The 26,208-nt window shown below is 66.6% G+C and carries 22 protein-coding genes and 1 tRNA gene; 14 read left to right on the forward strand and 9 right to left on the reverse strand.

Going from position 1 to position 26,208, the window contains the following annotated elements; translation table 11 throughout:
• Window positions 1-72: 72 nt before the first annotated feature.
• The 4 genes from P1K30_RS11200 to P1K30_RS11215 are packed head-to-tail and all read right to left on the reverse strand — an operon-like array spanning window position 73 to window position 4,575.
• Window positions 73-1,248 (reverse strand): acyl-CoA dehydrogenase family protein, encoded by a 1,176-nt coding sequence (locus P1K30_RS11200; RefSeq protein ID WP_275632824.1) that lies wholly within the window; start codon window positions 1,246-1,248, stop codon window positions 73-75.
• On the reverse strand, window positions 1,249-2,049 hold the full coding sequence (locus tag P1K30_RS11205) for an enoyl-CoA hydratase/isomerase family protein (protein ID WP_275632825.1): 801 nt from the start codon (window positions 2,047-2,049) through the stop codon (window positions 1,249-1,251).
• Window positions 2,046-3,215, reverse strand: coding sequence for a CaiB/BaiF CoA transferase family protein (locus P1K30_RS11210; protein ID WP_275632826.1), 1,170 nt, complete (start codon window positions 3,213-3,215; stop codon window positions 2,046-2,048). The genes P1K30_RS11205 and P1K30_RS11210 overlap by 4 nt, the downstream gene beginning before the upstream one ends.
• Window positions 3,208-4,575, reverse strand: coding sequence for an MmgE/PrpD family protein (locus P1K30_RS11215; RefSeq protein ID WP_338052367.1), 1,368 nt, complete (start codon window positions 4,573-4,575; stop codon window positions 3,208-3,210). The genes P1K30_RS11210 and P1K30_RS11215 overlap by 8 nt, the downstream gene beginning before the upstream one ends.
• Before the next feature lie 95 nt (window positions 4,576-4,670).
• Between P1K30_RS11215 and P1K30_RS11220 the strand changes: the two genes are divergently transcribed.
• Window positions 4,671-5,879, forward strand: a complete 1,209-nt coding sequence (locus P1K30_RS11220) for an MFS transporter (RefSeq protein WP_275632828.1) — start codon at window positions 4,671-4,673, stop codon at window positions 5,877-5,879.
• A gap of 10 nt (window positions 5,880-5,889) precedes the next feature.
• Window positions 5,890-6,684: an IclR family transcriptional regulator gene (locus P1K30_RS11225; RefSeq protein ID WP_275632829.1), complete on the forward strand. Its 795-nt coding sequence runs from the start codon at window positions 5,890-5,892 to the stop codon at window positions 6,682-6,684.
• 51 nt (window positions 6,685-6,735) lie between these two features.
• Here P1K30_RS11225 and P1K30_RS11230 read toward each other — a convergent pair whose 3' ends face one another.
• Window positions 6,736-7,668, reverse strand: a complete 933-nt coding sequence (locus P1K30_RS11230; RefSeq protein WP_275632830.1) for a LysR family transcriptional regulator — start codon at window positions 7,666-7,668, stop codon at window positions 6,736-6,738.
• Between the two features lie 134 nt (window positions 7,669-7,802).
• Between P1K30_RS11230 and P1K30_RS11235 the strand changes: the two genes are divergently transcribed.
• The 11 genes from P1K30_RS11235 to P1K30_RS11285 all read left to right on the forward strand — a co-directional run bounded on the left by P1K30_RS11235 (window position 7,803) and on the right by P1K30_RS11285 (window position 20,518).
• On the forward strand, window positions 7,803-8,237 hold the full coding sequence (locus P1K30_RS11235) for a hypothetical protein (RefSeq protein WP_275632831.1): 435 nt from the start codon (window positions 7,803-7,805) through the stop codon (window positions 8,235-8,237).
• A gap of 92 nt (window positions 8,238-8,329) precedes the next feature.
• Window positions 8,330-8,404 (forward strand) — tRNA-Gly (locus P1K30_RS11240).
• A 166-nt stretch (window positions 8,405-8,570) separates the two neighbouring features.
• Entirely contained in the window at window positions 8,571-10,361 is a 1,791-nt protein-coding gene (locus P1K30_RS11245) for an ABC transporter transmembrane domain-containing protein (protein ID WP_275632832.1), read from the forward strand.
• Between the two features lie 136 nt (window positions 10,362-10,497).
• Complete coding sequence (locus P1K30_RS11250; RefSeq protein ID WP_275632833.1) at window positions 10,498-12,420, forward strand: acyl-CoA synthetase; 1,923 nt, start codon at window positions 10,498-10,500, stop codon at window positions 12,418-12,420.
• A 70-nt stretch (window positions 12,421-12,490) separates the two neighbouring features.
• A complete protein-coding gene (locus P1K30_RS11255) occupies window positions 12,491-13,792 on the forward strand; it encodes an acetylornithine deacetylase/succinyl-diaminopimelate desuccinylase family protein (protein ID WP_275632834.1) in 1,302 nt (433 codons plus the stop codon).
• A 101-nt stretch (window positions 13,793-13,893) separates the two neighbouring features.
• Entirely contained in the window at window positions 13,894-14,565 is a 672-nt protein-coding gene (locus P1K30_RS11260) for an FAD-binding oxidoreductase (RefSeq protein ID WP_275632835.1), read from the forward strand.
• 158 nt (window positions 14,566-14,723) lie between these two features.
• Window positions 14,724-16,196: an ABC transporter substrate-binding protein gene (locus tag P1K30_RS11265; protein ID WP_275632836.1), complete on the forward strand. Its 1,473-nt coding sequence runs from the start codon at window positions 14,724-14,726 to the stop codon at window positions 16,194-16,196.
• Window positions 16,197-16,292: 96 nt separating this feature from the next.
• A complete protein-coding gene (locus tag P1K30_RS11270; RefSeq protein ID WP_275632837.1) occupies window positions 16,293-17,240 on the forward strand; it encodes an ABC transporter permease in 948 nt (315 codons plus the stop codon).
• The gene (locus P1K30_RS11275) at window positions 17,237-18,055 is read left to right on the forward strand and encodes an ABC transporter permease (protein ID WP_275632838.1); all 819 of its coding nucleotides are present in this window, start codon (window positions 17,237-17,239) and stop codon (window positions 18,053-18,055) included. Before P1K30_RS11270 ends, P1K30_RS11275 begins: the two co-directional genes overlap by 4 nt.
• A gap of 55 nt (window positions 18,056-18,110) precedes the next feature.
• Window positions 18,111-19,688 carry an ABC transporter ATP-binding protein gene (locus tag P1K30_RS11280; RefSeq protein WP_275632839.1) on the forward strand — a complete coding sequence of 526 codons (1,578 nt, stop codon included), beginning with the start codon at window positions 18,111-18,113 and terminating at the stop codon, window positions 19,686-19,688.
• Between the two features lie 113 nt (window positions 19,689-19,801).
• Window positions 19,802-20,518 (forward strand): lysophospholipid acyltransferase family protein, encoded by a 717-nt coding sequence (locus P1K30_RS11285; protein ID WP_275632840.1) that lies wholly within the window; start codon window positions 19,802-19,804, stop codon window positions 20,516-20,518.
• Window positions 20,519-20,668: 150 nt separating this feature from the next.
• On the opposite strand, the gene P1K30_RS11290 is transcribed toward P1K30_RS11285, so the two are convergent.
• From P1K30_RS11290 to P1K30_RS11305, 4 genes are all read right to left on the reverse strand, one after another.
• Window positions 20,669-21,616 carry a 2-hydroxyacid dehydrogenase gene (locus P1K30_RS11290; RefSeq protein WP_275632841.1) on the reverse strand — a complete coding sequence of 316 codons (948 nt, stop codon included), beginning with the start codon at window positions 21,614-21,616 and terminating at the stop codon, window positions 20,669-20,671.
• Complete coding sequence (locus P1K30_RS11295; protein ID WP_275632842.1) at window positions 21,613-22,461, reverse strand: fumarylacetoacetate hydrolase family protein; 849 nt, start codon at window positions 22,459-22,461, stop codon at window positions 21,613-21,615. Before P1K30_RS11295 ends, P1K30_RS11290 begins: the two co-directional genes overlap by 4 nt.
• Window positions 22,462-22,527: 66 nt before the next feature.
• Window positions 22,528-24,312, reverse strand: a complete 1,785-nt coding sequence (locus P1K30_RS11300; RefSeq protein WP_275632843.1) for an IlvD/Edd family dehydratase — start codon at window positions 24,310-24,312, stop codon at window positions 22,528-22,530.
• 15 nt (window positions 24,313-24,327) lie between these two features.
• Complete coding sequence (locus P1K30_RS11305; RefSeq protein ID WP_275632844.1) at window positions 24,328-25,065, reverse strand: SDR family oxidoreductase; 738 nt, start codon at window positions 25,063-25,065, stop codon at window positions 24,328-24,330.
• Window positions 25,066-25,203: 138 nt separating this feature from the next.
• On the opposite strand from P1K30_RS11305, the gene denD reads away from it, so the two are divergent.
• Window positions 25,204-26,178 carry a D-erythronate dehydrogenase gene (denD, locus tag P1K30_RS11310; protein WP_275632845.1) on the forward strand — a complete coding sequence of 325 codons (975 nt, stop codon included), beginning with the start codon at window positions 25,204-25,206 and terminating at the stop codon, window positions 26,176-26,178.
• The last annotated feature ends 30 nt before the right edge of the window (window positions 26,179-26,208 follow it).

A 26,208-nucleotide genomic window follows, 5' to 3' on the forward strand; every position in this document is an offset into this window, starting at 1 on the left:
GGGATGTGTCCCGTGATCGTCGTTGAAACCGCCCGGCGGCGCGCCCGAGGGCCGCCGCCGAGGATGTGCGCGTCAGTAGCTTTTCGCCATGCCCAGAACGTGCTGGCCGATGTAGCTGAGGATCAGGTTGGTCGAGATCGGCGCGATCCGTGCCAGCCGTGCCGACCGCCATTTGCGCTCGATGTCGTATTCACGCGCCGCCGCGAAGCCGCCGAAGGTTTGCATACAGGCCTCTCCCGCGTGCCATGCGGATTCGCAAGCAAGGTGCTTGGCGATGTTCGCCTCTTCGCCGCAGGGTTGGCCCGCCTCGAACAGCGCCGCCGCCGATCGACAGACCATGTCCGCTGCCTTCCACTCTGAATAGGCCTGCGCGATGGGAAACTGCACCCCTTGGTTCGCGCCGATCGGCTTGCCGAACACGGTCCGCTCGCCGGCATAGGCGCTGGCCTTCTCGACGAAGTACCGCGCATCGCCAAGCGATTCTGACGCGACAAGAATCCGCTCGGCGTTCATTCCGGAAAGGATATAGCGGAACCCCTTGCCCTCTTCGCCGATCAGGTTCTCGGCCGGGACGCGGAGGTTGTCGTAGAACACTTCGTTCGTGTGGTGGTTCACCATCGTGTCGATCGGCTTGATCGTCAGCCCCTTGCCAAGGCTTTCGTTGATGTCGACCAGCAGCACCGAAAGCCCGTCGGTCTTTTTCTCGACCTGATCAATCGGCGTGGTGCGCACCAGAAGCGTCATCAAGTCCGAATGCCGCGCGCGCGAGGTCCAGATCTTCTGTCCGCTGACGACATAGTGGTCGCCATCGCGCACCGCCTTGGTCTTCAGCTTCAGAGTGTCCGAGCCGGTCGTCGGTTCGGTCACGCCGAAGGCCTGAAACCGGATCTCGCCCGAGGCGATGCCGGGCAGGTACTTGTCGCGCTGCTCTTGGCTGCCGTGGCGCACCAGCATGTGCATCATGTACATCTGCGCGTGGCAGGCATAGGCGTCGCAGCCCGAGGCGTGGATCTCTTCAAGGATCACCGCACCTGCGCGAAGGGGCAGGCCGGACCCGCCGTATTCCTCGGGGATCAACGCGGACAGGAAGCCGGCCTCGGTCATATCCTTGACGAAGTCGTCGGGGTAATCGCCAGAGGCCTCTAGCTCGCGCCAGTAGGCGCCGGGGTACTTGTCGCAGATCGCACGAACCGCATCGCGGATTTCGGGGTGGTCGCGTCCCAGCGGGACGAGTGTTTCTTCGGTCATTTATCTTCCCTTGAATTCCGGCGCGCGCTTTTCGTTGAAGGCGTTCACCCCTTCCAGGCGGTCTTCGGTCACGATGGTCTGGTTGTAGGCCATGATCTCGATCTCGCGGCCCTGCACGATGTCGGTGGACCAGCCGTAGCGGATCGACCGCTTGATCTGGCGCACCGAAACCGGAGCATTCCGTGCGATACGGTTGGCCGTCTCCATGGTGGCGGGCAGCAATTCGTCCGCGGGCAGCAGGCGGTTCACCATGCCCCATTCGGCGGCTTCCGCAGCCGAGAAAGGGGCGCCCGTCATGATCAGCTCGCGCGCGCGGCGCTCGCCAACGGCGCGGGGCAGGGTTTGGGTCGAACCGGCGCCGGGCATGATGCCGCGCGTCACCTCGGGCAGTGCGAAACGGGCGGTGTCGGCCGCGTAGATAAAGTCGCATGCCAGCGCAAGCTCGCAGCCACCGCCGAAAGCGACGCCATTCACCGCCGCAATGATCGGAACGACGCAATCCATGACGCCGTATGCGCCCTGTTCGATGATCGCATGTTGGGCGCGCCACTGGTCGTCGGTCATGCCCTGCCGTTCTTTCAGGTCACCGCCAGCCGAGAACGCCTTGTCGCCGGTGCCGGTCAGCACGATGCAGCGCCACGGACCCGGCGCGCGGGACAGCGGGCCGAACAGGTCGCGCAGATCCTCGCTGGTCGCGGTGTCCAGCGCGTTCATCACCTCGGGGCGGTCGAAGCGCACCAGCAGCACGCCGTCGCCCTTGTCCTCCAGCTTCAGGCGCCGCATTTCGGGCAGATCGCTCATGCCTTGGTTTCCTCCTCTGTCTCTTCAAGCTCTGTCAGTATGTCGTTGGCCTCTCCCAGCGCGGGGGCCGGGTGCCGCAGCGGCGGCCGGGTTCCGTCGAACCGCAACGGAATGCCCGCCAGCCTGACGGTCTCTTCCGGGTCGCTTTGCATCATTTCCACCGCCTCGAACTGCGGGTCGCGGGTGACTTCTTCCAGCGACAGGACAGGGGCAGACGGCACGCCCGCCGTCGCAAGCCGTTCCAGCCAGTCATCGCGCGTGGCCGAGGGCAGGATGTCCGAGATAAGCGCGTTCAGCGCGACGCGGTTCTCGACCCGTTTCGGATTGCTGGAAAATTCGGGAATCTGCGGCAGATCGGGACGGCCCAACACCTCGGCCAGCCGGGTGAACAGCTTGTCATTCCCCGCCGCGATCACGAGCCAGCCGTCCGCAGCCTCGAACGCCTTGTAGGGCGCGATGCCGGAATTCTCACTGCCGATCTTGCGCGGCGCGCGTCCGGTCAGCGCATAGGTCGCGATCTGCGCAGGCAGCCAGCCCAGCCCCGTCTCGTACAACGAGGTGTCGATCTGCGCGCCCAGTCCGGTCGCTTCGCGGGTACGGAGTGCGGCGAGGATACCGATCACCGCCCACATGCCAGAGCCTTGGTCGACCAGCGACGGGCCGACGCGGACGGGTTCCTGGCCCTCCAGCCCGGTGACGCTCATGATCCCGCTGGCCGCCTGCATCAGCGGGTCATAACCCGGCTGCATCCGCTTCGGGCCGACCGCCCCGAAGGCGAGGATGTCGGCACAGATCAGCCCCGGCGCCTCGGCCCGAAGGCTTTCGCCGTCGAGCCCGAAGCGTTTCAGCAGGCCGGGGCGCATGTTCTGAAGCACCACGTCGGCGTGCCGCAGGATGAAGCGGCGCAGGCGGGCGAGCTCGTCCGCGTCCTTGAGGTCCACCGCCACGGACCGCTTGTTGCGGTTGAAGCTGGCAAACACGGGCGAGGTGCCGGTGGCGTCGAACGGCGGCCCCCAGTGGCGGGCGTCGTCGCCGCCGCCGGGGTTCTCGACCTTGATGACGCGGGCGCCGAGATCGGCCAGCACCTGCCCCGCGAAAGGGCCGGCGACCGAGGTTGAAATTTCGACGACCGTCAGGCCGGCGAGGGGAAGATGGGCATCAGGCAACGAGATCCTCCTGTCCGATGGCGATAAGCGCGCGTGTGTCGTCAAGCGCCGAGAGATCCCGCATTTTCGAAAGCAGGCGGGAGGCGTGATCCGGGCGGGGCCCAGCGGCAAGGCAGTCCGCGATCTTGCGGTCCAGAACCTCTGGCGGGGCCGGGTTGCAGAAGTGGCCGAGCGGCAAAATGACCTCGGACGAGTGCGAGGCGCCGTTTTTCAGGTGGATCGTCACGCTGTCGCTGGGCGCAAGCGATGGCTCGATCGGGTGACGACCTTTGCGCGTGTGGACGTCCACCTTGGCCAGAAGGGCGCGAACCGCGTCCGAGGTGATAAAGTCCGGGTCCAGCTCTGCCGGACCCAATCCGCCGCGCAGCAACACCGCGGCGGCGCCGAATGGCAGGCTGAATTTCGCCTCGGCCGTGGTCGACGGCTGGGCGTGGCGCAACATGGCCGCCTGAGCCTCGCCGACCTCGATTTCGATGCGGGCGATGTCTTCGGGCGGCGTCATCGACTTGTGCTGTATCGCCAGCAAGCCGTCCAACGCCCGATGCATGGCATAGCAAACGGGGTAGCGTTTGAAGTTCAGCCCGTTGCGGGCCATGTGGCGGCCCGTTTCGGTCGGCCCGTCCCGTCGGACGTGGCCCTTTGGCGAAATCGCCATCAGGAATCCGAGCGGATGTTCAAGCGCGTCCGGCGCGGCGGTCATCCCGGCCTCTGTCAGTGCGACCGCTTCGAACCCAGCGCGCGCGGATCGACCGACCTGCCACGGCTTGGCCGGCGTTCCGAACTGGGCGACGACGCCGCCTGACATGGACGCTGCCAGCGACAGCGCGTTGCTGCATTGGTCCGCGTCCAGTCCACGCAGCACGCACAACGCCGCCGCAGCAGCAATGGGGCCGTAGACTGCACTGGGATGCCAGCCCTTGCCGTGAACCGAGTCGTCTTCGCGAGCGGAAAGCTCGGCCCACGTTTCGTAACCCGCGAGGTAAGCGTCAAGCAGGCGTGCCCCGCTGGTGGGGACACGCGCCGCTTCGGCCAGCAGCACCGGCGTCAGGACCGCGCTGGTGTGGTTGCCGAACGCGTTGTCGTCGAAGTCAAGCGCATGGGCCGCGCAGGCAAGGTGAGCGGCAAGGGTGCCAGGGTCGCGGGCGGGCGGCGAAAGCGGGTCGGCCCAGTCGCCAAGCCCGTCGATCCGGCGCAGCGCGTGCGATGCGGAATCGCTCCAGCCTGCAAGCATCACCGCAATGCAGTCGGCCATCCCCCGACCGGCAAGCGCCACATCAGCCGGCGTCGAGTGCGGCCCGGAGGCGATCCATTCTGCGATTGCCCGGGTCAGTCGCTGCGCGTTTGCCTCGGTCGACACCACCCCTCCAAGTGTTTTGTTGACGAACTTGAAAAACCATATATCAAACAACTGTGCATTTGAAGCCCGAAAAATCCGACCCCGAAAGGCAGGCGCTGATGCGATGGACGACAGTGCTCTTCATCATGCTGGGGTGCCACGCGACCTCGACCCTGCTTTTGCGGCTGGTTCCGACCATCGCGCCCGACATGGTCACGCAATACGGCTGGAGCCCCAGTTTCGTGGGGTGGCTGGCGACAGCGGCGAACCTTGGATCCATCGTTGTGGTGGCGGGCGGGGTTGGGCTGCTGCGTCTGCTTGGCTCGATCAAGGCCGTCCGTTGGGGGCTGGCGGCCGGTGGTATCGGAACGCTGGTTCTTCTGCTGCCGATCCCGGCGCTCGCGCTGGTGGGCAGCTTCATCGCGGGCATGGGCCACGGGCCGACGAACCCTGCCGGCAACGACGTGCTGCAACGATACGTGCCGCGCGGCAAGCAGGCGCTGATCTTCTCGGTAAAACAGTCCTCGGTTCCGGTCGCAGGCGTCGTGGGCGGGCTTGTCCTTCCCGGCATCGCGCAGCTTTGGGGGGTAGAGGCCGTGATGGTGTTCGGGGCGCTGGTGGCCGTTCTGACCATCGTCGCGACTGGACCCGTGCGGCGCCGCGAACCAAAGCCGGAACCGGGCGCCAAGCTGTCCGATGCCATGTCGCGCGAGAACCTGACGGCACCGGTGCGGCTGGCCCTGTCCTCGCCCCGGATGCGGAGCCTTGCGCTGTCGGGTTTCCTGCTGGCCTTCGTGCAATCGGTCTGGTTCGTCTATCTCACGTCCTTCCTTGCGTTCGGGCTGGGCTATTCGGCCACCGCCGCCGGTGTGCTGTACGCCTTGATGCAGGGCATGAGCATCATTGGCCGCCTGACGCTTGGTTGGGGCGCGGACCGGTTGGGAACCGCGCTGCCGCTGATCTGCCTGTCGCTTGTCATGTCCACCGTGTCGACGCTGGCACTGGCCGGAACGGTTCTGACGGGACCGGGCTGGCCGGTCGTCGCTGTCTGTCTGATCGGCGGGGTCGCGGCGGCGGGGTGGAACGGCATTCAGGTGGCAGAGACCGTGCGCCTTGCCCCGCGCGACCGGATGTACGAGGCCGTGTCGGGCATCACGCTGGCGATCGGATCCGGCGTTGTGACGGGGCCGATGATCGTTTCGGCCCTGCTTGGCGCGGGCGTGGACTGGGGGCCGATCCTTGCCGCGGTGGCACTCTTGCCGCTGGTCGGAGTGAGTGCGACATTGCGGCAGGCGCGCCGGGTGGGGCGCCTAGAGGACGCTGGGTGAAGGGCCGGACATGGACAAGGCAGAGCAAGGCGCGGACGAGGTAGACCAGCGCTACATCGTGCCCGGTCTCGAACGCGGCCTTCACATCCTGCAACTGTTCAACGCGACCGGCGAGTCTATGACGCTGGCCGAGCTGGCCGAAGGCATCGGGCTGTCGCGGTCCTCGGCCTACCGTCTGGTCTATACCCTTGAGAAATCCGGTTTCCTGTCGCGGGATGCGCAAAGCAAGCGATACGCGCTGACCTCGCGCGTGATGACGCTTGGCTACGCTTTCCTCGCCGCCCGCCCGCTGGTCGAGACGGTTCAGCCCTTCCTGCAGCGAATCAGTCAGCGCACGCGGCTTGCGGCGCATCTGGTCGAACTAGACGGGACAGAGACCGTCTATCTTGCGCGCGTGGCGCCGTCGGCGCGGGTCATCTCGAACCTTCAGGTCGGCATGCGCCTTCCGGCGCATCGGACGGTCAGTGGTCGGGTGCTGCTGTCGGGGCTGACGGCCGATGGTCTGGCCGCGCTTTATCCCCGCATGGTTTCTGACCACCCCGACTATCCGCCACCCGAGTTGCAGGACCTTGTCGCCCGCGCAAACGCCGACCGGGAACGCGGTTTTGTCATGGGGGAGTCTGCCTTCGATCCGGGGATCGAAAGCTATGCGACGCCGGTCAAGACGGGGGCGGGGCAGATCACCGCGGCCCTGAACGTGATCGGACCAAAAAAGGTGCTGGACGACCTTGGCGGCAAGGAGGCGCTGGACGAGATCGTCGGTTCCGAAGCGCGGCAGCTGTCGCGGGCGCTGGGCTGGGGCTGACCCGGACGCGTATTCAGCCCGAGCTTTGCGGGGTTGGCCGACCGCCGGGTGTCATCCGGACGCGCGACCCGTCTCTGGGCGGGTGTCTCCTGTGCCATCTGTCGATGCCTCTGCCAGAAGCGCGTCTATGAAGCTGGCGCGCAGGGGCGAGTTGTCATCGCGGCGGTGCAGGACGTTCAGGCTTTGCGTGACGTTCAGATCCTCTACCGGGGCAAAGGCGACGCCGTGCGGCGGGCGCCACGATTGCATGGCGTTCGCCAGCGCAAGGCCCGACCCCATGCTGACCAGCGCCAGCATGTCCGCTTCGTTCGTCGGCTCCGAGATGAAATTCCGGGTGAAGTCGATGTCGGCAAGCGCCGCGGTAAGGTCGTCGAACAGCTTCGGGCTGGCCGCGCGCTGAAAGCCGATCAGCGGATAGTCGGACAGGTCCCGCACGCGGATCCGCGGCAGGGCAAGCAGGGGGCAATCCGCAGGCATCGCCAGCACGATCGGGATCGACGCAAGATGGGTCGACACAAGCCCGTCCGCCTCGGCGATGTTGTAGACGATGGCAGCGTCCGTTCGGCCCTCGGACAGCCACGCGATCTGCTGCGCCGCTGGCATGGTGGAGAGCGAAACCTCTACGTCCGGAAAGCGGGCCCGATAGGCGCGCAGGGCGTTCGGGACCACACCGTGCCACGCGGCGCTGTCGATCAGGCTTAGTCGCAGGCGGCCGTGCCGCCCCTCGGCGGCGGACCGCGCGGCTGCGATACCGCGCAGCAGCTGGGCTTCGACCTCTCGCATCTCGGCAAGCAGTAGCCGGCCAGGATGCGTCAGCCGCACCCCGCGCGACAGACGCTCGAACAGATCGAAGCCCAGTTCGTCCTCCAGCGTGCGGATCTGACGGCTGAGGGCGGGCTGCGCGATGCGAAGGCGGCGGGACGCGCGACCGAAGTGTTCGTCCTCGGCAACCGCGATGAAATACCTGATGCGTCTTGGAAGCATGACGACTGATAACAATTCGGCATCGAAACCGGCAAGCGTTTGAATTGGACGCGGGGCCGGGGCGACCGCGATAGTTCCGGCACCAAGGCGCCTTCGGGCCGGGACACGCACAGCGACGAACGAAAGGACCAGACATGATCGATCCGCATTGCCACACCAGCAGCATCAAGGTGGACCGCCCCGCCGAACAGGTGTTCGAACTGATGTCAGACGGGCTGAAACAGGGCCACTGGGCTTGGGGCAGCGCCGAGCGCGAGGACGCGGGCGACGGCATCTTCGCGGGGACGTCGGTCTTCAACGGCGCGCGGACCTTCGTGCGGCTGGACGTGGACGCCCGCCGGATGCTGGTCGATTACGACGTCGGTGGTGCTGCGGACCAGCTGCGGTTCCGCAACAGCTCTCGGGTGCTGCCCGGTGCGGTTCTGGGGCACGAGGACGGCAGCTGCGTCGTGACCCTGATGACATGGCGCCTTGCCGATCAGGACGACGCGGCGTGGACCCAGATTTCGACCGTCCACGAGGCGGAAATGTACCTGATCCGCGGACTTGCGGAACGCGATCTTCCCTAAGGTGGCGCACGTCGGGAGAAGCCGCCGCCGGGAACCGGCCCGCGCCCCGCTTGACGATGTCAGACGCATGATCTAGACACCGGTCCTGCTGAGCGGGCGTCGTATACTGGCTATTACCTCAGCCTTCCAAGCTGATGAAGCGGGTTCGATTCCCGCCGCCCGCTCCACTTCCCGACATGCTGGCCCGCCTGCGCCCGATTCCTGCGCCCGCACGCCGTGGCGTCAACTTGGCGCGTCCGTCCTGCAAGCGTCCGCCGAACCGCGATGCCGGGCGGGGTGTGCTTGCCGATTGGCGCCGGGACGGCTATGCGGCCTGTGCAGACGGGGGGCAGCATGGCACGCAATCAGCCGCAGACCGAAGATCGCGAGAAATCCAAGCGCATCGGCGCGCTGCGGGGGCTTGCGCCGTTCCTGTTGCCCTATCGCGGGCTAATGATCGCGGCGATCTGCGCGCTGGTTATGACCGCGATGGTCTCGCTGGCGCTGCCCTTGGCGGTGCGCCGCGTCGTCGACGGGTTCGAGACCTCGGCCGAGCGGTTGCTGGACAGCTATTTCATCGCCGCCCTGATCATTGCGTTGCTGCTCGCAGTGGGGACCGGGCTTCGGTATTATCTGGTCACGCGGCTGGGCGAACGTGTGGTGGCGGACATCCGCAAGGCGGTGTTCGACCGGATGATCGGCATGTCGCCCGCTTTCTACGAAAAAATCATGACAGGCGAGGTTCTTAGCCGGATCACCACCGACACGACGCTGATCCTGTCGGTGATCGGATCATCGGTGTCGGTTGCGCTGCGCAACCTGCTGATCCTTGTGGGCGGGCTGTTCCTGCTTCTGCTGACCTCGGCCAAGCTGACGGGGCTTGTGCTGCTGATCGTGCCGGTCGTCATCGTGCCCATCGTTCTGCTTGGCCGTCGCCTGCGCAGCCTGAGCCGCGAGAACCAGGACTGGATCGCGGCGTCGTCCGGCAGCGCGTCCGAGGCGCTGTTGTCGGTTCAGGCGGTGCAGGCCTTTACCAACGAACCCGCCACGCGGCGCAGCTTTTCCGACGTGACCGAACGCAGCTTTACCGCCGCGCGCAAGCGGATCGCCACGCGGGCGGCGATGACGGTGATCGTGATCGCGCTGATCTTCTCGGGCGTCGTCGGCGTGCTGTGGATCGGCGCGCGCGACGTGCGGGCAGATGCGATGTCCGTGGGCGAACTGGTGCAGTTCGTGATCTACGCGGTGATGGTGGCCGGTGCGACCGGGGCGCTGTCCGAGATCTGGGGCGAATTGCAGCGCGCAGCCGGCGCGACCGAACGTCTGGTCGAGTTGCTAGGCGCCGAGGACACGGTCCGCGACCCGGACCACGCGATGCCGCTGCCCGACCCCTGCCGGGGCGCAATCGCGTTCGAAAACGTGACCTTCCACTATCCTACGCGGCCCGATGTCTCGGCGCTGGACAACGTCTCGCTCGCGGTCGAGCCGGGCGAGACGGTTGCGCTGGTCGGCCCGTCCGGGGCGGGTAAATCGACGATCATCCAGCTTCTGCTGCGGCATTACGATCCGCAGTCCGGCGTCGTCCGGATCGACGGCCAGCCGCTGACCGGCATGGCCCGCGCCGATTTCCGCCGCGCCATCGCGCTTGTGCCGCAGGACCCGGTGATCTTCGCCGACACCGCGCGCGAGAACATCCGCTTCGGCCGTCCGGGCGCGACCGATGAAGAGGTGGTCGAGGCGGCGCAAGCTGCGGCGGCGGACGACTTTTTGTCGAAGCTGCCGGACGGATACGGCAGCTATGTGGGCGAGCGCGGCGTGATGCTGTCGGGCGGACAAAAACAGCGCATCGCCATCGCCCGAGCCATCCTGCGGGATGCGCCGATCCTGCTGCTGGACGAGGCGACCAGCGCGCTGGACGCGGAAAGCGAACGGCTGGTGCAGTCGGCGGTCGACCGGCTGTCGCACGACCGGACCACGCTGATCGTCGCGCACCGGCTTGCAACCGTGAAGAAAGCCGACCGCATCGTCGTGTTCGATGAGGGCCGCATCGTCGCGACCGGCACGCATGACGAGCTTGTGACGCAAGACGGGCTATATGCCCGTTTGGCGCGGTTGCAGTTCACCGAGGGCGTCGCGGCGGAATAACGCCTTTGCCCTGTCGTGACCCGGCGTCGCCCCGGCTTCGTCGTGGCGTCTGCCTTGCACGAACCGGTAAATGTCATCATTTTTCCCGGAAGCCGCGTCGCCGGGGAGGATCGGTGGCCAAGGGGAGGAATTGGCAATGGCGGACTATGCAACCCGCGTCGACCGTGATGCGATCACCAACGAGATGCCGTGGAGCGAGCGGGACGTGCCGCCGACCCTGTACGGGCTTCTGAGCCAGACCGCCGAAAAGTTCCCGGACCGCAACGCGGTAACGTTCCAGATGTTCTCGGACCCCGGCGCCCGGGCGGAAACCCTGACATGGCGGACGCTGAAGGCGCGGGTCACGCAGGCCGCGAACCTGTTTCGCGGGCTGGGCGTGGGCGAAGACGACACCGTCGCGATCCTGATGCCGAACTGCACCGAGTGCGTCGTGTCGCTGTACGGCGCGCAGGTCGCCGGGATCGCCAATCCGATCAACCCGCTGCTTGAACCGGAACAGATCGCAAGCATCCTGCGCGAAACAGGCGCGAAGGTGCTGGTGACCCTGCGGGCGTTTCCGAAGACCGACATCGCGCAGAAGGCGGCCAAGGCTTTGCGGCTTGCCCCCGGCGTCGAGACCGTGATCGAGGTCGACCTGCTGCGCTATCTGGATTTCCCCAAAAGCTGGATCGTGCCGCTGATCCGGCCGAAGGTGCCGGTCCGCCATAACGCGCGCGTCCTAAGCTACGCCGAAGCTGTGCCGAAGCAGTCCGAAACGCTCGACTTCGCCGACAGCGACGGCGACCGGGTGTCGGCCTATTTCCACACCGGCGGCACCACCGGGATGCCGAAGGTGGCGCAGCACAAGTACTCGGGGTTCATCTACAACGGCTGGCTGGCGGATCGGCTGCTGTTCACCGAAGAGGACACGCTGATCTGTCCGCTGCCGTTCTTCCACGTTTTTGCCGCCGTCGTTGTGGGCGGCGCCGTGATGAGTTCGGGCGCCCATGTCGTGTTGCCGACACCGGCGGGGTATCGCGGCGACGGCGTGTTCGACAACTTCTGGAAGCTGCTTGAACGCTGGAAGGTCAGCTTCGTCATCACCGTTCCGACGGCGATTGCCGCGTTGATGCAGCGGCCTGTGAACGCCGATCTCTCCGCGCTGAAAATCGCGTTCTCTGGATCGGCTCCGCTGCCGGTCGAACTGTACAACCGCTTTCGCACCGCGACCGACGTCACCATCGTCGAAGGGTACGGCCTGACCGAAGCCACCTGCCTTGTCGCGGTGAACCCGCCAGAGGGAGAGAAGAAGGTCGGGTCTGTCGGGCTGCCGTTCCCGTATACCGAGATCCGCATCCTGCACTGCGACGACTCGGGTGAGGTCCAGCAAGAGATGGGCGTCGACGAGGTGGGCGAGATCTGCGTGTCGAACCCCGGCGTGTTCGCCGGACAGACCTATTTGGAGCCTGACAAGAACAAGGGCCTGTTCGCGGACGGTACGTGGTTGCGGACCGGCGACCTTGGTCGGATCGACGCGGATGGCTACCTGTGGATCACCGGGCGCGCGAAGGATCTGATCATCCGGGGCGGGCACAATATTGACCCGGCCGAGATCGAAGAGGCGCTGACCAGTCACGACAGCGTGGCCGTCGCCGGTGCGATCGGCCAGCCCGACGCCTTCTCGGGCGAGTTGCCATGCGCGTATGTCGAACTGGTCGACGGGGCACAGGTGACAGAGGCCGAACTGCTGGAACACGCGAACAGCCGTATCCACGAACGGGCCGCGCGGCCCAAGTATCTGGAAATCGTGCCCGAGCTTCCCAAGACCGCCGTCGGCAAGGTGTTCAAGCCGGACCTTCGCAAAAGCGCCATCGCGCGGGTGTATGACGCGGCGCTGGCCGACAAGGGGCTGGCCGCGCGGGTCGTTTCTGTCGTCGAGGACAAGAAACGCGGGCTGGTGGCAAAGCTGGAGCGCACCGGCGAGGTGGACGCCGAGGCGGTGCGCCATTGCCTTGGCGAGTTCTCGCGTCCGTGGGACTGGGCGGAGGGTGCGGGGCAGAGCGGCTCGAACGCCGAGTGACGTAGGTGCACGCGGGCAAGGGGGCGACATTCCCGCTTGCCCGGCGGGAGGGCGGGTATAGGCTGACGCCATGCCGCTGACCTCCCGCCTTGTTTCCGAGATCGACGCGCGGCGCGACGACCTGATCGCGCTGACGCAGGACCTGATCCGCATCCCGACGCTGAACCCGCCGGGCAACTGCTATCGCGACATCTGCGAGTATCTCGACGCGCGCTTGTCCGCGTCGGGCTTCGCCTGCGAGATGAAGCGCGCGGTGGGCACCCCCGGCGACAGCGAGAAATATCCGCGCTGGAACATCGTTGCCCGCCGCGAGGGGGCGACACCGGGGGAATGCGTGCATTTCAACTCGCACACCGACGTCGTCGCCGTGGGCGAGGGGTGGACGGTCGATCCCTTCGGCGCCGAACTGAAGGACGGCCGGATCTATGGCCGGGGCGCCTGTGACATGAAGGGCGGGCTGGCCGCCTCGATCATCGCGGCCGAGGCGTTCATCGCCGCCTGTCCTGACTTTGCCGGCGCCATCGAGATCAGCGGCACCGCCGACGAGGAAACCGGCGGCTACGGCGGCGTCGCGTGGCTGGCAGAGCAGGGGCATTTTTCCCCGGAACGGGTGCAGCACGTCATCATCCCCGAACCTTTGCACAAGGACCGCATCTGCCTTGGGCATCGGGGCGTCTGGTGGGCCGAGATCGAGACGCACGGCCGTATCGCTCATGGCTCGATGCCGTTTCTTGGCGACAGCGCGATCCGGCACATGGGCGCGGTGCTGGATGAAATGGAACGCTGGCTGTACCCGCTGCTTGCGGGCAAGCGCACCGAGATGCCGGTGATCCCCGAGGGTGCGCGTCAGTCGACGATGAACATCAACTCGATCCACGGGGGCGAGCCCGAGCCGGAACCGGACTTTACCGGCTTCCCGGCGGCCTGCGTCGCCGACCGCTGCCGCATCGTCATCGACCGCCGGTTCCTGATCGAGGAAGACCTGTCCGAGGTGAAGGCCGAGATCGCCACGCTGATGGAGCGGGTGAAGGCGGACCGCCCCGGCTTTACATACGAGATCCGCGACCTGTGGCAGGTGACGCCCACGATGACCGAGCGCGACGCGCCGGTGGTGCAGTCGGTGGCGCGCGCCATTGGCAAGGTGCTGAACCGCGACGCGGGCTATGTGGTGTCGCCCGGCACCTACGACCAGAAGCACATCGACCGGATCGGGCGGCTGAAGAACTGCATCGCCTACGGTCCCGGCGTGCTGGATCTTGCGCATCAGCCGGACGAATGGATCGGCGTCGATGACATGGCCGACAGCGCCAAGGTCATGGCGCTGACACTGTCCGAGCTTCTGGCGGGCTTACGGACGCTTTCGCTTTCGTGATCGGTCGGATGCGGCCAAGGGCCGACGTCTTCGGAACGGACGTCCGGTCTGGTTCGTTGAACGGACAGACCGCAACGACGGACGCCCGAAAGGAGCCCACAATGACACATACGCTGACCCTGAAGGCCATCGAGCCCGTGACCCACGACGTGAATCATCTTGTCTTCGACCGCCCCAAGGGCTTCGAGTTCACACCGGGACAGGCGACCGACTTCGCGCTGGACAAGGACGGCTGGCGCGACGAACAGCGCCCCTTCACCTTTACCGGCCTGCCGGACGCCGACCGGCTTGAATTCGTGATCAAATCCTACCCGTCGCATGACGGCGTGACGGAACAGATTGCCGACCTGAAACCCGGCGACTCGGTGCTGATCGAGGATCCGTGGGGCGCGATCGAGGACAAGGGCCCCGGCACTTTCATCGCTGGCGGCGCAGGCATCACGCCCTTCATCGCCATTCTGCGTGCCCGCCATGCGCGCGAAGGATCGCTGGACGGATGCCAGCTGATCTTCTCGAACGACGAAAAGCGCGACATCATCCTGCGCGACGAATGGGATGCCATGCCGGGCCTGAAAACGACCTACACTGTCACCGGCGAAGACGCCAAAGGCCTGCCGCATCACAAGATCGACGCCGAGTTTCTGGACAGCCACGTCGCCGACTGGTCCGGCGTGTTCTATGTCTGCGGCCCCGACAAGATGGTCGAGGACATCGAGGCGATCCTGAAGGACAAGGGCGTGCCGGAAGACCGCGTCGTCGTCGAAGCAGCCTAAGCCGCGCTTAGCTCGCCAATGTACGACCCGAAGCCCCGCTGACCTGAACGGCGGGGCTTCGCTGTCTTGAGGGATCGGTATGCGGCCCCGATGGGGCTTTGCGCTGGGGGCCCACGCTGCTAGCTTGGGTCGACCGGATCAACAGGGGGTCCCCGATCATGTTCGCACGACTGAAGTTCTCCGTGGCCGCGCTGGCGCTTACCGCAGGTGCCGCGATGGCGCAGCAGACCGACATCACCGTCGGTATGCAGCTTGAGCCGCCCAATCTGGACCCCACCGGCGGCGCCGCCGCCGCGATTGACGAGGTGGTCTATGCCAACCTGTTCGAGGGTCTGACCCGCTACACCTCGGACGGGTCCATCGCGCCCGCGCTGGCGGAAAGCTGGGACATTTCCGAGGACGGCACGGAATACACCTTCCATCTGCGCGACGGCGTGACCTTCCACGACGGCAGCACGATGGACGCCGAGGACGTCAAGTTTTCGCTGGATCGTGCCCGCGCCGAGGACTCGACCAACGCGCAAAAGGCGCTGTTCGCGGGGATCTCCGAGGTCGAGGTCGTCGATCCGCTGACCGTGAAGGTCACGCTGTCCGGCCCGAACTCTGCCTTCCCGAACAATATGGCATGGGGCGACGCGGTGATCGTGGCGCCCGAAAGCATCGACAATGCCGCCACCGCTCCGGTCGGCACCGGGCCGTTCATGTTCTCGGACTGGGTGCAGGGCGACCGCGTGGAACTGGTGGCCTACGATGGCTATTGGGGCGAGAAACCCGCGCTGACCGCCGCGACCTTCAAGTTCATCTCGGACCCGACCGCCGCCTTCGCCGCCATGATGGCCGGCGACATCGACGTCTTCCCCGGTTATCCCGCGCCCGAAACGCTGGTGCAGTTCGAGGCCGACCCCCGCTTCAAGCTGCTGATCGGCTCGACCGAGGGTGAGACGATCCTTGGCATGAACAACAAGTCCGAGGCGCTGTCCGACCCGAAAGTCCGCGAGGCCATCGCCCACGCCATCAACCGTCAGGAAATCATCGACGGCGCGATGTTCGGCTACGGCACTCCGATCGGCACCCACTTCGCGCCGCACAACCCCGACTACGTCGACCTGACCGGCCTGTCCGACTATGACCCAGACGCGTCGAAGGCGCTGCTGGCCGAGGCGGGGCAGGAGGGTCTGACCCTGTCGCTGAAACTGCCGCCCCCGTCCTACGCCCGCCGCGGCGGCGAGATCATCGCGGCCCAGTTGCGCGCCGTCGGGATCGAGACGCAGATCGAGAACCTCGAATGGGCGCAGTGGCTGGAACAGGTGTTCACCGGCAAGGACTTCGACCTGACCATCGTCAGCCACACCGAACCGATGGACATCAACATCTACGCGCGGCCCGACTACTATTTCCAGTACGGCAAGCCCGAGTTCGTCGAGCTGATGGACGCGCTGAACCTTGCCACCGATCCGGCGGAACGGTCGTCGATCCTTGAGCAGGCGCAGACGATGATCGCCGAGGATTACGTCAACGGCTACCTGTTCCAGCTGGCCCGCACCGGCGTCGCCAACGCGAACATCGAGGGACTGTGGGAAAACGCCCCGACACAGGCCAACGACCTGACCGGCGTCAGCTGGTCGCAATAACGCCACGCCGGCCGGGTTCGCGCCCGGCCGGTCGCCACCGCGGGAGGCCGTGCAAGCCCCTTTCGCTGCACCCGCATCCCGCCTAACGTCCCCCACATGCTCCGCTATCTTCTCTCGCGCCTGATCTCGCTGGTCCTCAGTCTGGCCGTCGCCAGTCTGGTGATCTTCGCGATGCTCGAGATCGTGCCGGGCGATCCGGCGGCGGTGATGCTGGGGATGAATGCCCAGCCCGAGGCGCTGGCCGCGCTGCGCGCAGAACTCGGCCTGGATCTGCCGCTGGCGCAACGCTACGTGGCTTGGGTCGGGGGGATGCTGCAGGGCGATTTCGGCATCTCCTACACCTACCGCGTCCCGGTGGCCGACCTGATTGCGGCCCGGTTGGGCGTGTCGCTGCCGCTGACGCTGTACGCGATTTTCCTGTCCACCGCGCTGGCGATCCCGCTGGGCGTCTGGGCCGCAACACGCCACGGGCGACCGGCGGACCTTGCGATCATGGGGGTGACCCAGCTTGGCATCGCGGTGCCGAACTTCTGGTTCGCGATGATCCTTGTGCTGATCTTCGCGATACGTCTGGGCTGGTTCGCCTCTGGCGGCTTCCCGGGCTGGGACGCCGGTCTGTTCGCGGGGCTGAAGTCATTGACCCTTCCCGCGCTGGCGCTGGCACTGCTGCAGGCGTCGATCCTAGCCCGCGTGATGCGCTCGTCGCTGCTGGAGACACTGGACCGCGATTACATCCGCACCGCGCGGGCGAAGGGGCTTAGCCGGGGCCGCGCGGTGCTGCGACACGCCCTGCGCAACGCGCTGATCCCGGTGATGACGATCCTTGGCATGCAGGTCTCTGTGCTGATCGCCGGTGCGATCGTGGTCGAGAACGTGTTCTTCCTGCCGGGGCTGGGACGTCTGATCTTTCAGGCCGTGACCCAGCGCGACCTGATCGTGGTCGAGGCGGTGGTGATGCTGCTGGTCTTCGCGGTGGTGCTGGTCAACTTCCTTGTCGACCTTGCCTATGCCGTCGTCGACCCAAGGCTGAGGCGCAGCGCATGAGGCTGCCCGCAGGCTTCGTGATCGGTGCGGCGCTTAGCGCCGTGTTCCTGTCGATGGCGCTGGTGTCGCTGGTGTGGGTGCCGCATGACGTGGCCGCGCTGGCGGTGGCCGAGCGGATGAAGGTGCCCGGCGACGGCTATGTCCTTGGCACGGACCACCTTGGGCGGGACATCCTGTCGATGCTGATGGTCGGCGCGCGCACCTCGATCGGCGTCGCGCTGGTGGCGGCGGGCATCGGACTTGCCGTCGGGGTGCCGCTGGGCCTGTTCGCCGCCGCGCGCAGGGGCGGTTGGGTAGACGAGATCATCATGCGCGGCAACGATCTTGTCTTCGCCTTTCCGCCGCTGGTCATGGCCATCCTGATCGCGGCGGTCTTCGGCCCCTCGGCGCTGAACGCGATGCTGGCGATCGGGGTGTTCAACATCCCGGTCTTCGCCCGCGTCGCCCGCGCCGGGGCGATCAGCCTGTGGACGCTGGATTTCATCATGGCCGCCCGCGTCGCCGGGAAGGGCGCGGCCCGCATCAGCGCCGAGCACATCCTGCCCAACATCGGCAACCTGCTGATCGTACAGGCCACGATCCAGTTCTCGGTCGGCATCGTGTCCGAGGCGGCGCTGAGCTATTTCGGCCTTGGCGCGCAGCCCCCGGTGCCCTCGTGGGGCCGGATGCTGGCGGACAGCCAGACGATGATCGGCCTTGCCCCCCACATGGCGCTGATCCCGGGCCTTGCGATCGTGCTGATGGTGCTGGGCCTGAACCTGATGGGGGACGGGCTGCGCGACATGCTCGACCCCCGAATGCGGCGCGCGGCATGACGGAACCTTCAATGCCTCCGGCGGGGATATTTCCAGACCAAAGAGGGCCGCGCCCATGTTGACGGTCGATGGCCTGTGGATGCGGATCGGGAACGCGCAGATCCTGCGCGACGTCTCGTTCGATGTGGCGCCGGGCGAGGTTTTTGGCATCGTGGGCGAAAGCGGCTCTGGCAAGTCGATGACGGCGCTGTCGGTGCTGCGGCTGGAACCCCGCGGCGCGCGCCTGTCCGGGCGGATCGCGTTCGAGGGCCGCGACCTGCTGACCGAACCCGAGCGCCGCCTGAACGCGCTGCGCGGGCGCGACATCGGCATGATCTTCCAAGAGCCGATGACGGCGCTGAACCCGCTGAAGACCATCGGGGACCAAGTGGCGGAAACGCTGCTGGTGCATGGCGCCGCCGACCGGTCCGGCGCGCGCGCAATGGCAGAGGAACGGCTGGCCCGCGTCGGGCTCGACCCCGCCCGCGTGCCGCTGTCGCGCTATCCGCACGAGCTGTCCGGCGGCCAGCGCCAACGTGTCTGCATCGCCGCGGCGGTGGCGCTGCGGCCCAAACTGCTGATCGCGGACGAACCCACGACGGCGCTGGATGTCACGACGCAGGCGCAGATCCTCGAGCTGCTGAAGGACCTCGTGGCGGACGAGGGCATGGCGCTGATGCTGATCACCCACGATCTTGCCGTCGTCCATGGACTGGCGGATCGCGTCGCGGTCATGCGCGGCGGCGAGGTGGTGGATCAGGGCCCCACCGGGCAGTTGTTCCGCGCCCGCGCGCATCCCTATACCGCGCGACTTTTCGAAGACAGCCGACACGTCCCCAAGCGTGCCGCGCGCCCCAAGGGACAGCCCGTGCTGGACGTGCGCGACGCTGTGCGCGTCTATCCGGGCCGCCGGCGGGGACTGTTCGGCGGGTCGGACCCGGTTCGCGCGGTGGACGGCGTGTCGCTGACGGTGGCGGCTGGCGAAAGCGTCGGGCTTGTGGGCGAGTCGGGCTGCGGCAAGTCCACCCTGACCCGCGCGATCCTCGGGCTGGAGCCGTTGCAGGGCGGTGCGGTACAGCTTGACGGTCAGGCCGTGGTGGCGGGCCGGGTGCCGTCCGACCTGCGCCGCCGGATGCAGGTGGTGTTTCAGGATCCCTACGGCTCGTTCGACCCGCGACAGAAGGTGTCGCGGCTGGTGGCGGAACCCTTTCACCTGCACCCCGTCCCGGCGGACGAACGCCGCAGGCGCGTGGCCGAGGCGTTGAAGGCCGTGGGGCTGACCCCCGAAGATGGCAGCCGCTTCATCCACGAGTTCTCGGGCGGCCAGCGACAGCGCATCGCCATCGCCCGCGCCATCGTCATCCGCCCCGGCCTTGTCATCCTCGACGAGGCGGTTTCCGCGCTGGACGTTTCGATCCGGGCGCAGATCCTCGATTTGCTGGCCGACCTGCAGCACCGCTTCGGTCTGAGCTATCTGTTCATCAGCCACGACCTGTCGGTGGTCCGCGCGATCACCGACCGGGTGCTGGTGATGAAGTCCGGCAAGATCGTGGAACAAGGCGAGACGGCGCAAGTGCTTCACGCGCCGGACAACGGATACACCCGCGCCCTCGTCGCGGCGGCCCCGGTGCTGCCGGACGCAGAGACCGTCTGATCCTCGCACCCCGCCCGCGCCACCGCACGTCAGCCGACGTTGCACCGCCACGCGCACTGCGCGATAAGGCGCGGCGCCTTGGCTCACTCACCGGCGCCGGAAATGCAGGACCCATGACCAGCCCAAGCCACTCACTGGCGAGCGTCAGAGCACGGACAACGGCGTATATCGTGCTGCGCGTCGTCGTGTCCCTGCTGTTCTTCCCGGCCATCGTGCTTCTGGCCGCCCCGCGATCATGGTGCTGGCCGGTGGTCCGCGCCTATGTCGCGATACAGCTCTGGCTTCTGCGGGTCGTCTGCGGCCAAAGGGTTCGACTGACCGGGACAGAGAACCTGCCGGACGGCCCCTGCCTTGTGGCGGCCCGACACGAAGCGATGTGGGAGACCCTGTTCCTGCCGGTGCGGCTGGGCAACCCGGCGGTGATGCTGAAGCAGGAGATCCTGACCTATCCGATTGCCGGGGCCATCGCGCGCAAGCTTGGCTACATCGGCATCGATCGCAGCGGCGATCTTGCCGCGGCGCGGCGATCGTTCGCGGCGGCAAAGGCGTCCGCGAAGGCGGGCCGAAGCGTGCTGATCTTCCCGTCCGGCACCCGCCACCCCGAGCGGCGCGACCGGTTGCAGTCTGGCGTCGCGGTGCTTTATCGGCAGATGGGCGTGCCCTGCGTCCCGGTGACGTTGAACTCGGGTGATCTCTGGCCCTACGGATCGTGGCTGAGATGCCCCGGAATCATCGAGGTCCGGATCTGCCCGCAGATCCCCGCCGGCTTGAAGACGCAGGGCTTCATGGCGCGGCTGGAGGAAGACCTCGGGCCGGACGCGCGGCCCTGACCGGCAGCGGGGGCGCTGCCCCCGTCGCACCCAAGGTGCGACTCCCCCCGAGGTATTTTGAAAGAGAAGAAGGGACCAGACCGTCCTGTTTCTTCTCTTTTCAAATACCTCGGGGAGCGCGAGGGGCTGGCCCCTCGCTTCCGTCATCGATCAGATGTCGCGACATTCCGGCACCGGCGTGCGCGCCTTGCCGGTTTCGAGCATGGCGATAAGGTTGTCGACCACGAGGTCGCCCATCGCGGCGCGGGTCTCGACGGTGGCGCTGCCGACGTGGGGCAGAAGCACGACGTTGTCCATCGTCTTCAGCGCATCGGGGATCTTGGGTTCGTGTTCGAACACATCCAGCGCGGCCGCGCCGAGCGTGCCCGAGGACAGCGCCGCAACGAGGGCGGTTTCGTCCACCACGCTGCCGCGGCCCACGTTGACCAGAAGACCGTCGGGTCCCAGCGCCTTAAGCACCTCGGCATTCACGATGTGATGCGTCGACGCGCCGCCGGGGGCGACCGAGATCAGGATGTCCGCGTCGCGGGCCATCTCGACGAGATCGCCATAGTACGTGTACGGCACCGGCTTTTCAGAGCGGTTGTGGTAGACAACCGTCACCCCGAAGACGCCGAGCTTTTCGGCCAGCGCCTCGCCGATACGGCCCAGACCGAGGATGCCGACGGTCGCGCCCTTCACCGAGCGGGAGAGCGGCGCGGCGCCTTGCTTTTCCCACGTTCCGGACCGGGCCCAGTCTTCGTCATGGCGGAAGTTGCGCGCGGAGGCGAGCATCAGAAGGATCGCGGTGTTCGCGACCTCGTCGTTCAGGACGTCGGGCGTGTGCGACACGACCACGCCCTTCGACGCCGCGTGCGCCGCGTCGACGTTGTCGTAGCCGACGCCGAAGTTCGAGATGATCTTCAGCTCGGGCATGGCGTCGATCAGGTCGGCCCGGACGGACGCGCCGCCCTGACCGCAGCAGATGTAGGAGGCGCCGAGAAGCGCCTCCGGGACACTGTCCGTACCGACGGCATGAACAGTGAATTTCTCATCGAGCCGGGCGCGCATCCGATCGGTCACGGTGCCCAGAACGATGGCGTCCGGCCCGCCGCTCATGCGTCGGCCTTCACGGTCTGGCGCTGTTTGCCGAGACCGGCGATTTCCAGCTCCATCACGTCGCCTTCCTTCAGGTAGACCGGCTCGGGCTTGATGCCCATGCCGACACCCGGAGGCGTGCCGGTCGAGATCACGTCGCCCGGTTCCAGCGTGAACAGCTGGCTGAGGTGGCTGATGATCTGCGCCACGGTGAAGATCATCGTGTTGGTGTTCCCGGTCTGCATCCGCTTGCCGTTCACGTCGAGCCACATGTCGAGGTTCTGAACGTCCTCGATCTCGTCGCGGGTCACCAGCCACGGGCCGGTCGGGCCGAAGGTGTCGCAGGACTTGCCCTTGGTCCACTGGCCCGAGATCTTCGCCTGGAAGTGGCGTTCGGACACGTCGTTGATCGTGCAGTAGCCCGCGACGTAGTCCAGAGCGTCTTCCTCGGACACGTATTTGCAGGGCTTGCCGATCACGACGCCAAGTTCGACCTCCCAGTCGGTGTGGGTCGAGCCGCGCGGCATCACCACGTCGTCGTTCGGGCCCACGATGGCCGAGATGGCCTTCATGAACAGGATCGGGTTCTCGGGGATGTCGGCGCCGGTTTCGGCGGCGTGGTCGGAATAGTTCAGGCCGATGCACATGAACTTGCGGGTGCCGCCGACGCAGGGGCCGAAGCGCGGCTTGGTCTGCACGATCGACAGCGAGTTCACGTCGATCCCGCGCAGGCGGGCCAGCCCTTCGTCGGACAGCGCGTTGCCCGCGATGTCGGGCACGTGGGGCGACAGGTCGCGCAGGTTGCCGTCGGCGTCGATCAGGCCGGGCTTTTCTTCGCCGGGGGCTCCGTAGCGGCACAGTTTCATGGTCAGTCTCCTCTCATTTCGCCGGTGGTCGGCGAATCTTCATCGAAAATTCAGGTGTGTATCAGGTCAGTGATTGTCGCGTGGCGTGTACTTGCGGGCGATGTCCTTGTAGGCGTCAGCCCCCTTCAGGGTCATGCCTTTCGAGAACGGCTCGACCTTTTCGCGGAAGATTTCCTGCCACGGCGACTGGCTGTCCGGCGCGTAGGGGTGCGTTCCCAACCCAGCGGCGCGGCTCGCCAGTTCATCCGCCGGCACGTCCATGTCCGCGGTGCACTTGTTCAGGTCGATCCGCACGCGGTCGCCGGTCTGCACGAGTCCAAGGCCGCCGCCATCCGCCGCCTCGGGCGAGGCGTTCAGGATCGAGGGCGACCCGGAGGTGCCGGACTGACGCCCGTCGCCGACACAGGGCAGCGCCTTGATGCCCTTTTTCAGCAGGTAGGCGGGGGGGCGCATGTTCACGACTTCGGCGCCGCCGGGATAGCCGATGGGCCCTGCGCCGCGCATGATCAGGATGCAGTTCTCGTCGATGTCCAGCGCAGGGTCGTCGATCCGCTTGTGATAGTCCTCGATCGAATCGAACACGATCGCGCGGCCCTCGAAGGCCATCGGGTCGTCCGGGTTCTCGAGATAGCGGCTGCGGAATTCCTGCGAGATCACGCTGGTCTTCATGATCGCGCTGTCGAACAGGTTGCCCTTGAGGTTCAGGAAGCCCGCGTCCTTCAGCATCGGCGCGTCGACGGTCTTGATCACGTCGGTGTTGATCGACCGCTTGCCTTCGCAGTTCTCGCGCATCGACTTGCCGTTCGCGGTCAGCGCGTCGGGGTGCGGCAGCAGCCCGGCTTCCAGCAGTTCGGCGATCACGGCCGGAACACCGCCTGCGCGGTGATAATCCTCGCCCAGATACTCACCGGCGGGCTGCAGGTTCACCAGAAGCGGCACCTTGTAGCCCAGCCGCTGCCAATCGTCGTTGTCCAGTTCGACACCAAGGTGCCGCGCGACGCCGTTCAGGTGGATCGGCGCGTTCGTCGAGCCGCCGATGGCCGAGTTCACCACGATCGCGTTCTCGAACGCCTCGCGGGTCATGATCTTCTTCGGCGTCAGGTCTTCCTCGACCATTTCGACGATGCGCTTGCCGGTCTGATAGGCGATCTGGCCGCGCTCGCGGTAGGGCGCCGGGATCGCGGCAGAGCCGGGAAGCTGCATGCCAAGCGCCTCGGCGAGGCTGTTCATCGTGGTCGCGGTGCCCATCGTGTTGCAGTAGCCGGTCGAGGGCGCGGACGAGGCCACCAGTTCCATGAACTGGTCGTCGTCGATCTCGCCCGCGGCGTGCAGTTCGCGCGCCTTCCAGACGATGGTGCCGGACCCGGTCCGCTCGCCGCGGAACCAGCCGTTCAGCATCGGGCCGACCGACAAGGCGATGGCGGGAATGCCCACGGTGGCGCAGGCCATCAGCAGGGCAGGGGTGGTCTTGTCGCAGCCGATGTTCAGCACGACGCCGTCGATCGGGTAGCCAAACAGCGATTCGACGAGGCTTAGATAGGCAAGGTTGCGGTCGAGCGACGCGGTCGGACGCTTGCCGGTTTCCTGAATCGGGTGAACCGGGATCTCCATCGTGGTGCCGCCGGCCGCCGCGATGCCGTCACGCACGCGCTTGGACAGTTCCATGTGGTGGCGGTTGCAGGGCGACAGGTCGCTGCCGGTCTGGGCGATGCCGATGATCGGCTTGTCGGACTGCAGCTCTTCGCGGGTCAGGCCGTAGTTCAGGTACCGCTCAAGGTACAGGGCGGTCATCTCGCGGTCGTCCGGGTTGTTGAACCAGTGGCGAGAACGCAGTTTCGGTTTGTCGGTCATGTTCTTTCGTCCCCGTCAGATCGACCAGCCGCCGTCGATGACGTGCGCCTGACCTGTTGTGTAGCTGGACTCGTCGGATGCAAGGTAGACGACCAGTGCGGCGATCTCCTCGGCCCGGGCGATGCGGCCCATCGGCTGGCGTGCGTTGAAGGCGGCCAGTGCCGCTTCGTAGTCGCCCGTCGCCTTCAGGCGTTCGTGCAACGAAGGGCTGTCGACGGTGCCGGGGCAGATGCAGTTGCAGCGAATGCCCTTGGTTACATAGTCCATCGCGACGGACTTGGTGATGCCGACCACGGCCGCCTTGGACGCGGTGTAAATGAATCGGTTGGGCGGCGCGGTGACCGACGAGGCCACCGAGGACATGTTGATGATCGAACCGCCGCCGCGTTCCAGCATTCCGGGCAGCGCCGCGCGGATGGTGTGGAACTGCGCCTTGGCGTTCAGGTCGAACGCGAAATCCCAGTCGTCGTCCGTCGCCTCGAGGATCGTTCCGTTGTGCACGTAGCCCGCGCAGTTGAACAGGACATCCGGCTGCGCCTTCTCGATCCCGGCTTTCACGCTTGCGTCGTCAAGCACGTTCAGCGCGAAGGTCTCGATGTTCGGATGGTCGATTTCGGCCAGCGCGCCCTCGTTCACGTCGGTCGCGAACACCGTCGCGCCCGCCTCGGCCATCGCCAGCACCGAGGCCAGCCCGATCCCTTGGCCCGCTGCGGTCACAAGCGCGCGCTTGCCCTCAAGGCGTTGTTTCGTCATGCATTTCCTCCCAATGGAACGCTAGTCGGATCGGGCGCATCCGGTCCGGTTTCCGTTAGCGCACATCAGGCCTATTCCAAAGCTTTGCAAAAAGCTAGGGTCGCCGGCGAATGACACGACACGCGGAGGAGAGTGGCAATGCGCAGGGTTCTGATCATCGGTGGCGGCGGCATGGTCGGCCAGAAACTGGCCCACCGGCTGAGCGTGGAGGGGCTGGACGGGGACACCGACATCGAGGTGACGCTGTTCGACATGGCCTATCCCGAGGGCGGCGCACCGGCGGCGGAACGGATCGTCGGCCAGCTTGGCAATTTCGCCGACATCGATGCGCTGGTGGCGGCGCGCTACGACGTGATCTTCCATCTTGCGGCGATCGTGTCGGGCGAGTCGGAATCGGATTTCCAGAAGGGCTGGCTGATCAACGGTGCGGCTTTCCTGCACTTCGGTATGAAGCTGGAAGAAGAGCACCGCGTGTCCGGCGGCGCCTATGTGCCGCGGGTGGTGTTCACATCGTCCATCGCGGTGTTCGGACCGCCGTTCCCGGACCAGATCCCGGACGATCAGCCACTGACGCCGCAAACGTCCTATGGCGCCCAGAAGGCCTGCGCCGAGCTGATGATGAACGACCTTGGCCGCCGCGGCATCGTCGAGGCTGTTTCGATCCGGCTGCCCACCATCGTCGTGCGCCCCGGCAAGCCGAACCTTGCCGCGTCGTCCTTCTTCTCGGGCATCATCCGCGAACCGCTGAACGGGCAGGAGGCGATCCTGCCGGTGGACGAGTCGGTGCGCCACTGGCACGCCTCGCCCCGTGCCGCCGTCGGCTTCCTGATCCACGCCGCGGGGCTGGACACCGCGCTGCTGGGCGACAACCGCGCGCTGTCGATGCCGGGGGTCAGCTGCACCGTGGCCGAGCAGATCGAGTCCCTGCGCGCGGCGGCCGGCGACAAGGCGGTGGCCCTGATCCGGCACGAACCGAACGAGACGATCCAGCGGATCGTCGGCGGCTGGGCCCGTGACTTCGACCCCGCGCGGGCGCTGGCGCTGGGGTTCCGGGCGGATGCCGATTTCGACGCCATCGTGCGCGCCTATATCGAGGATTACCTGACCGACTGAGGGCGTGCGCCTCGGGCCGAGCGATGGGGG

Source organism: Psychromarinibacter halotolerans, from assembly GCF_029168315.1.
In the GTDB taxonomy this organism is placed as follows: Bacteria; Pseudomonadota; Alphaproteobacteria; order Rhodobacterales; family Rhodobacteraceae; genus Psychromarinibacter; species Psychromarinibacter halotolerans.

Excerpts from the sequence above, each read along its gene's own strand:
- P1K30_RS11280 (WP_275632839.1), top strand. The coding sequence starts at position 18,111 with ATGTTGACGGTCGATGGCCTGTGGATGCGGATCGGGAACGCGCAGATC.
- P1K30_RS11255 (WP_275632834.1), top strand. The coding sequence starts at position 12,491 with ATGCCGCTGACCTCCCGCCTTGTTTCCGAGATCGACGCGCGGCGCGAC.
- P1K30_RS11265 (WP_275632836.1), top strand. The coding sequence starts at position 14,724 with ATGTTCGCACGACTGAAGTTCTCCGTGGCCGCGCTGGCGCTTACCGCA.
- P1K30_RS11260 (WP_275632835.1), top strand. The coding sequence starts at position 13,894 with ATGACACATACGCTGACCCTGAAGGCCATCGAGCCCGTGACCCACGAC.
- P1K30_RS11245 (WP_275632832.1), top strand. The coding sequence starts at position 8,571 with ATGGCACGCAATCAGCCGCAGACCGAAGATCGCGAGAAATCCAAGCGC.
- P1K30_RS11250 (WP_275632833.1), top strand. The coding sequence starts at position 10,498 with ATGGCGGACTATGCAACCCGCGTCGACCGTGATGCGATCACCAACGAG.
- P1K30_RS11300 (WP_275632843.1), bottom strand. The coding sequence starts at position 24,312 with ATGACCGACAAACCGAAACTGCGTTCTCGCCACTGGTTCAACAACCCG.
- P1K30_RS11205 (WP_275632825.1), bottom strand. The coding sequence starts at position 2,049 with ATGAGCGATCTGCCCGAAATGCGGCGCCTGAAGCTGGAGGACAAGGGC.
- denD (WP_275632845.1), top strand. The coding sequence starts at position 25,204 with ATGCGCAGGGTTCTGATCATCGGTGGCGGCGGCATGGTCGGCCAGAAA.
- P1K30_RS11200 (WP_275632824.1), bottom strand. The coding sequence starts at position 1,248 with ATGACCGAAGAAACACTCGTCCCGCTGGGACGCGACCACCCCGAAATC.
- P1K30_RS11285 (WP_275632840.1), top strand. The coding sequence starts at position 19,802 with ATGACCAGCCCAAGCCACTCACTGGCGAGCGTCAGAGCACGGACAACG.
- P1K30_RS11275 (WP_275632838.1), top strand. The coding sequence starts at position 17,237 with ATGAGGCTGCCCGCAGGCTTCGTGATCGGTGCGGCGCTTAGCGCCGTG.
- P1K30_RS11270 (WP_275632837.1), top strand. The coding sequence starts at position 16,293 with ATGCTCCGCTATCTTCTCTCGCGCCTGATCTCGCTGGTCCTCAGTCTG.
- P1K30_RS11290 (WP_275632841.1), bottom strand. The coding sequence starts at position 21,616 with ATGAGCGGCGGGCCGGACGCCATCGTTCTGGGCACCGTGACCGATCGG.
- P1K30_RS11305 (WP_275632844.1), bottom strand. The coding sequence starts at position 25,065 with ATGACGAAACAACGCCTTGAGGGCAAGCGCGCGCTTGTGACCGCAGCG.
- P1K30_RS11235 (WP_275632831.1), top strand. The coding sequence starts at position 7,803 with ATGATCGATCCGCATTGCCACACCAGCAGCATCAAGGTGGACCGCCCC.
- P1K30_RS11295 (WP_275632842.1), bottom strand. The coding sequence starts at position 22,461 with ATGAAACTGTGCCGCTACGGAGCCCCCGGCGAAGAAAAGCCCGGCCTG.
- P1K30_RS11225 (WP_275632829.1), top strand. The coding sequence starts at position 5,890 with ATGGACAAGGCAGAGCAAGGCGCGGACGAGGTAGACCAGCGCTACATC.
- P1K30_RS11220 (WP_275632828.1), top strand. The coding sequence starts at position 4,671 with ATGCGATGGACGACAGTGCTCTTCATCATGCTGGGGTGCCACGCGACC.
- P1K30_RS11230 (WP_275632830.1), bottom strand. The coding sequence starts at position 7,668 with ATGCTTCCAAGACGCATCAGGTATTTCATCGCGGTTGCCGAGGACGAA.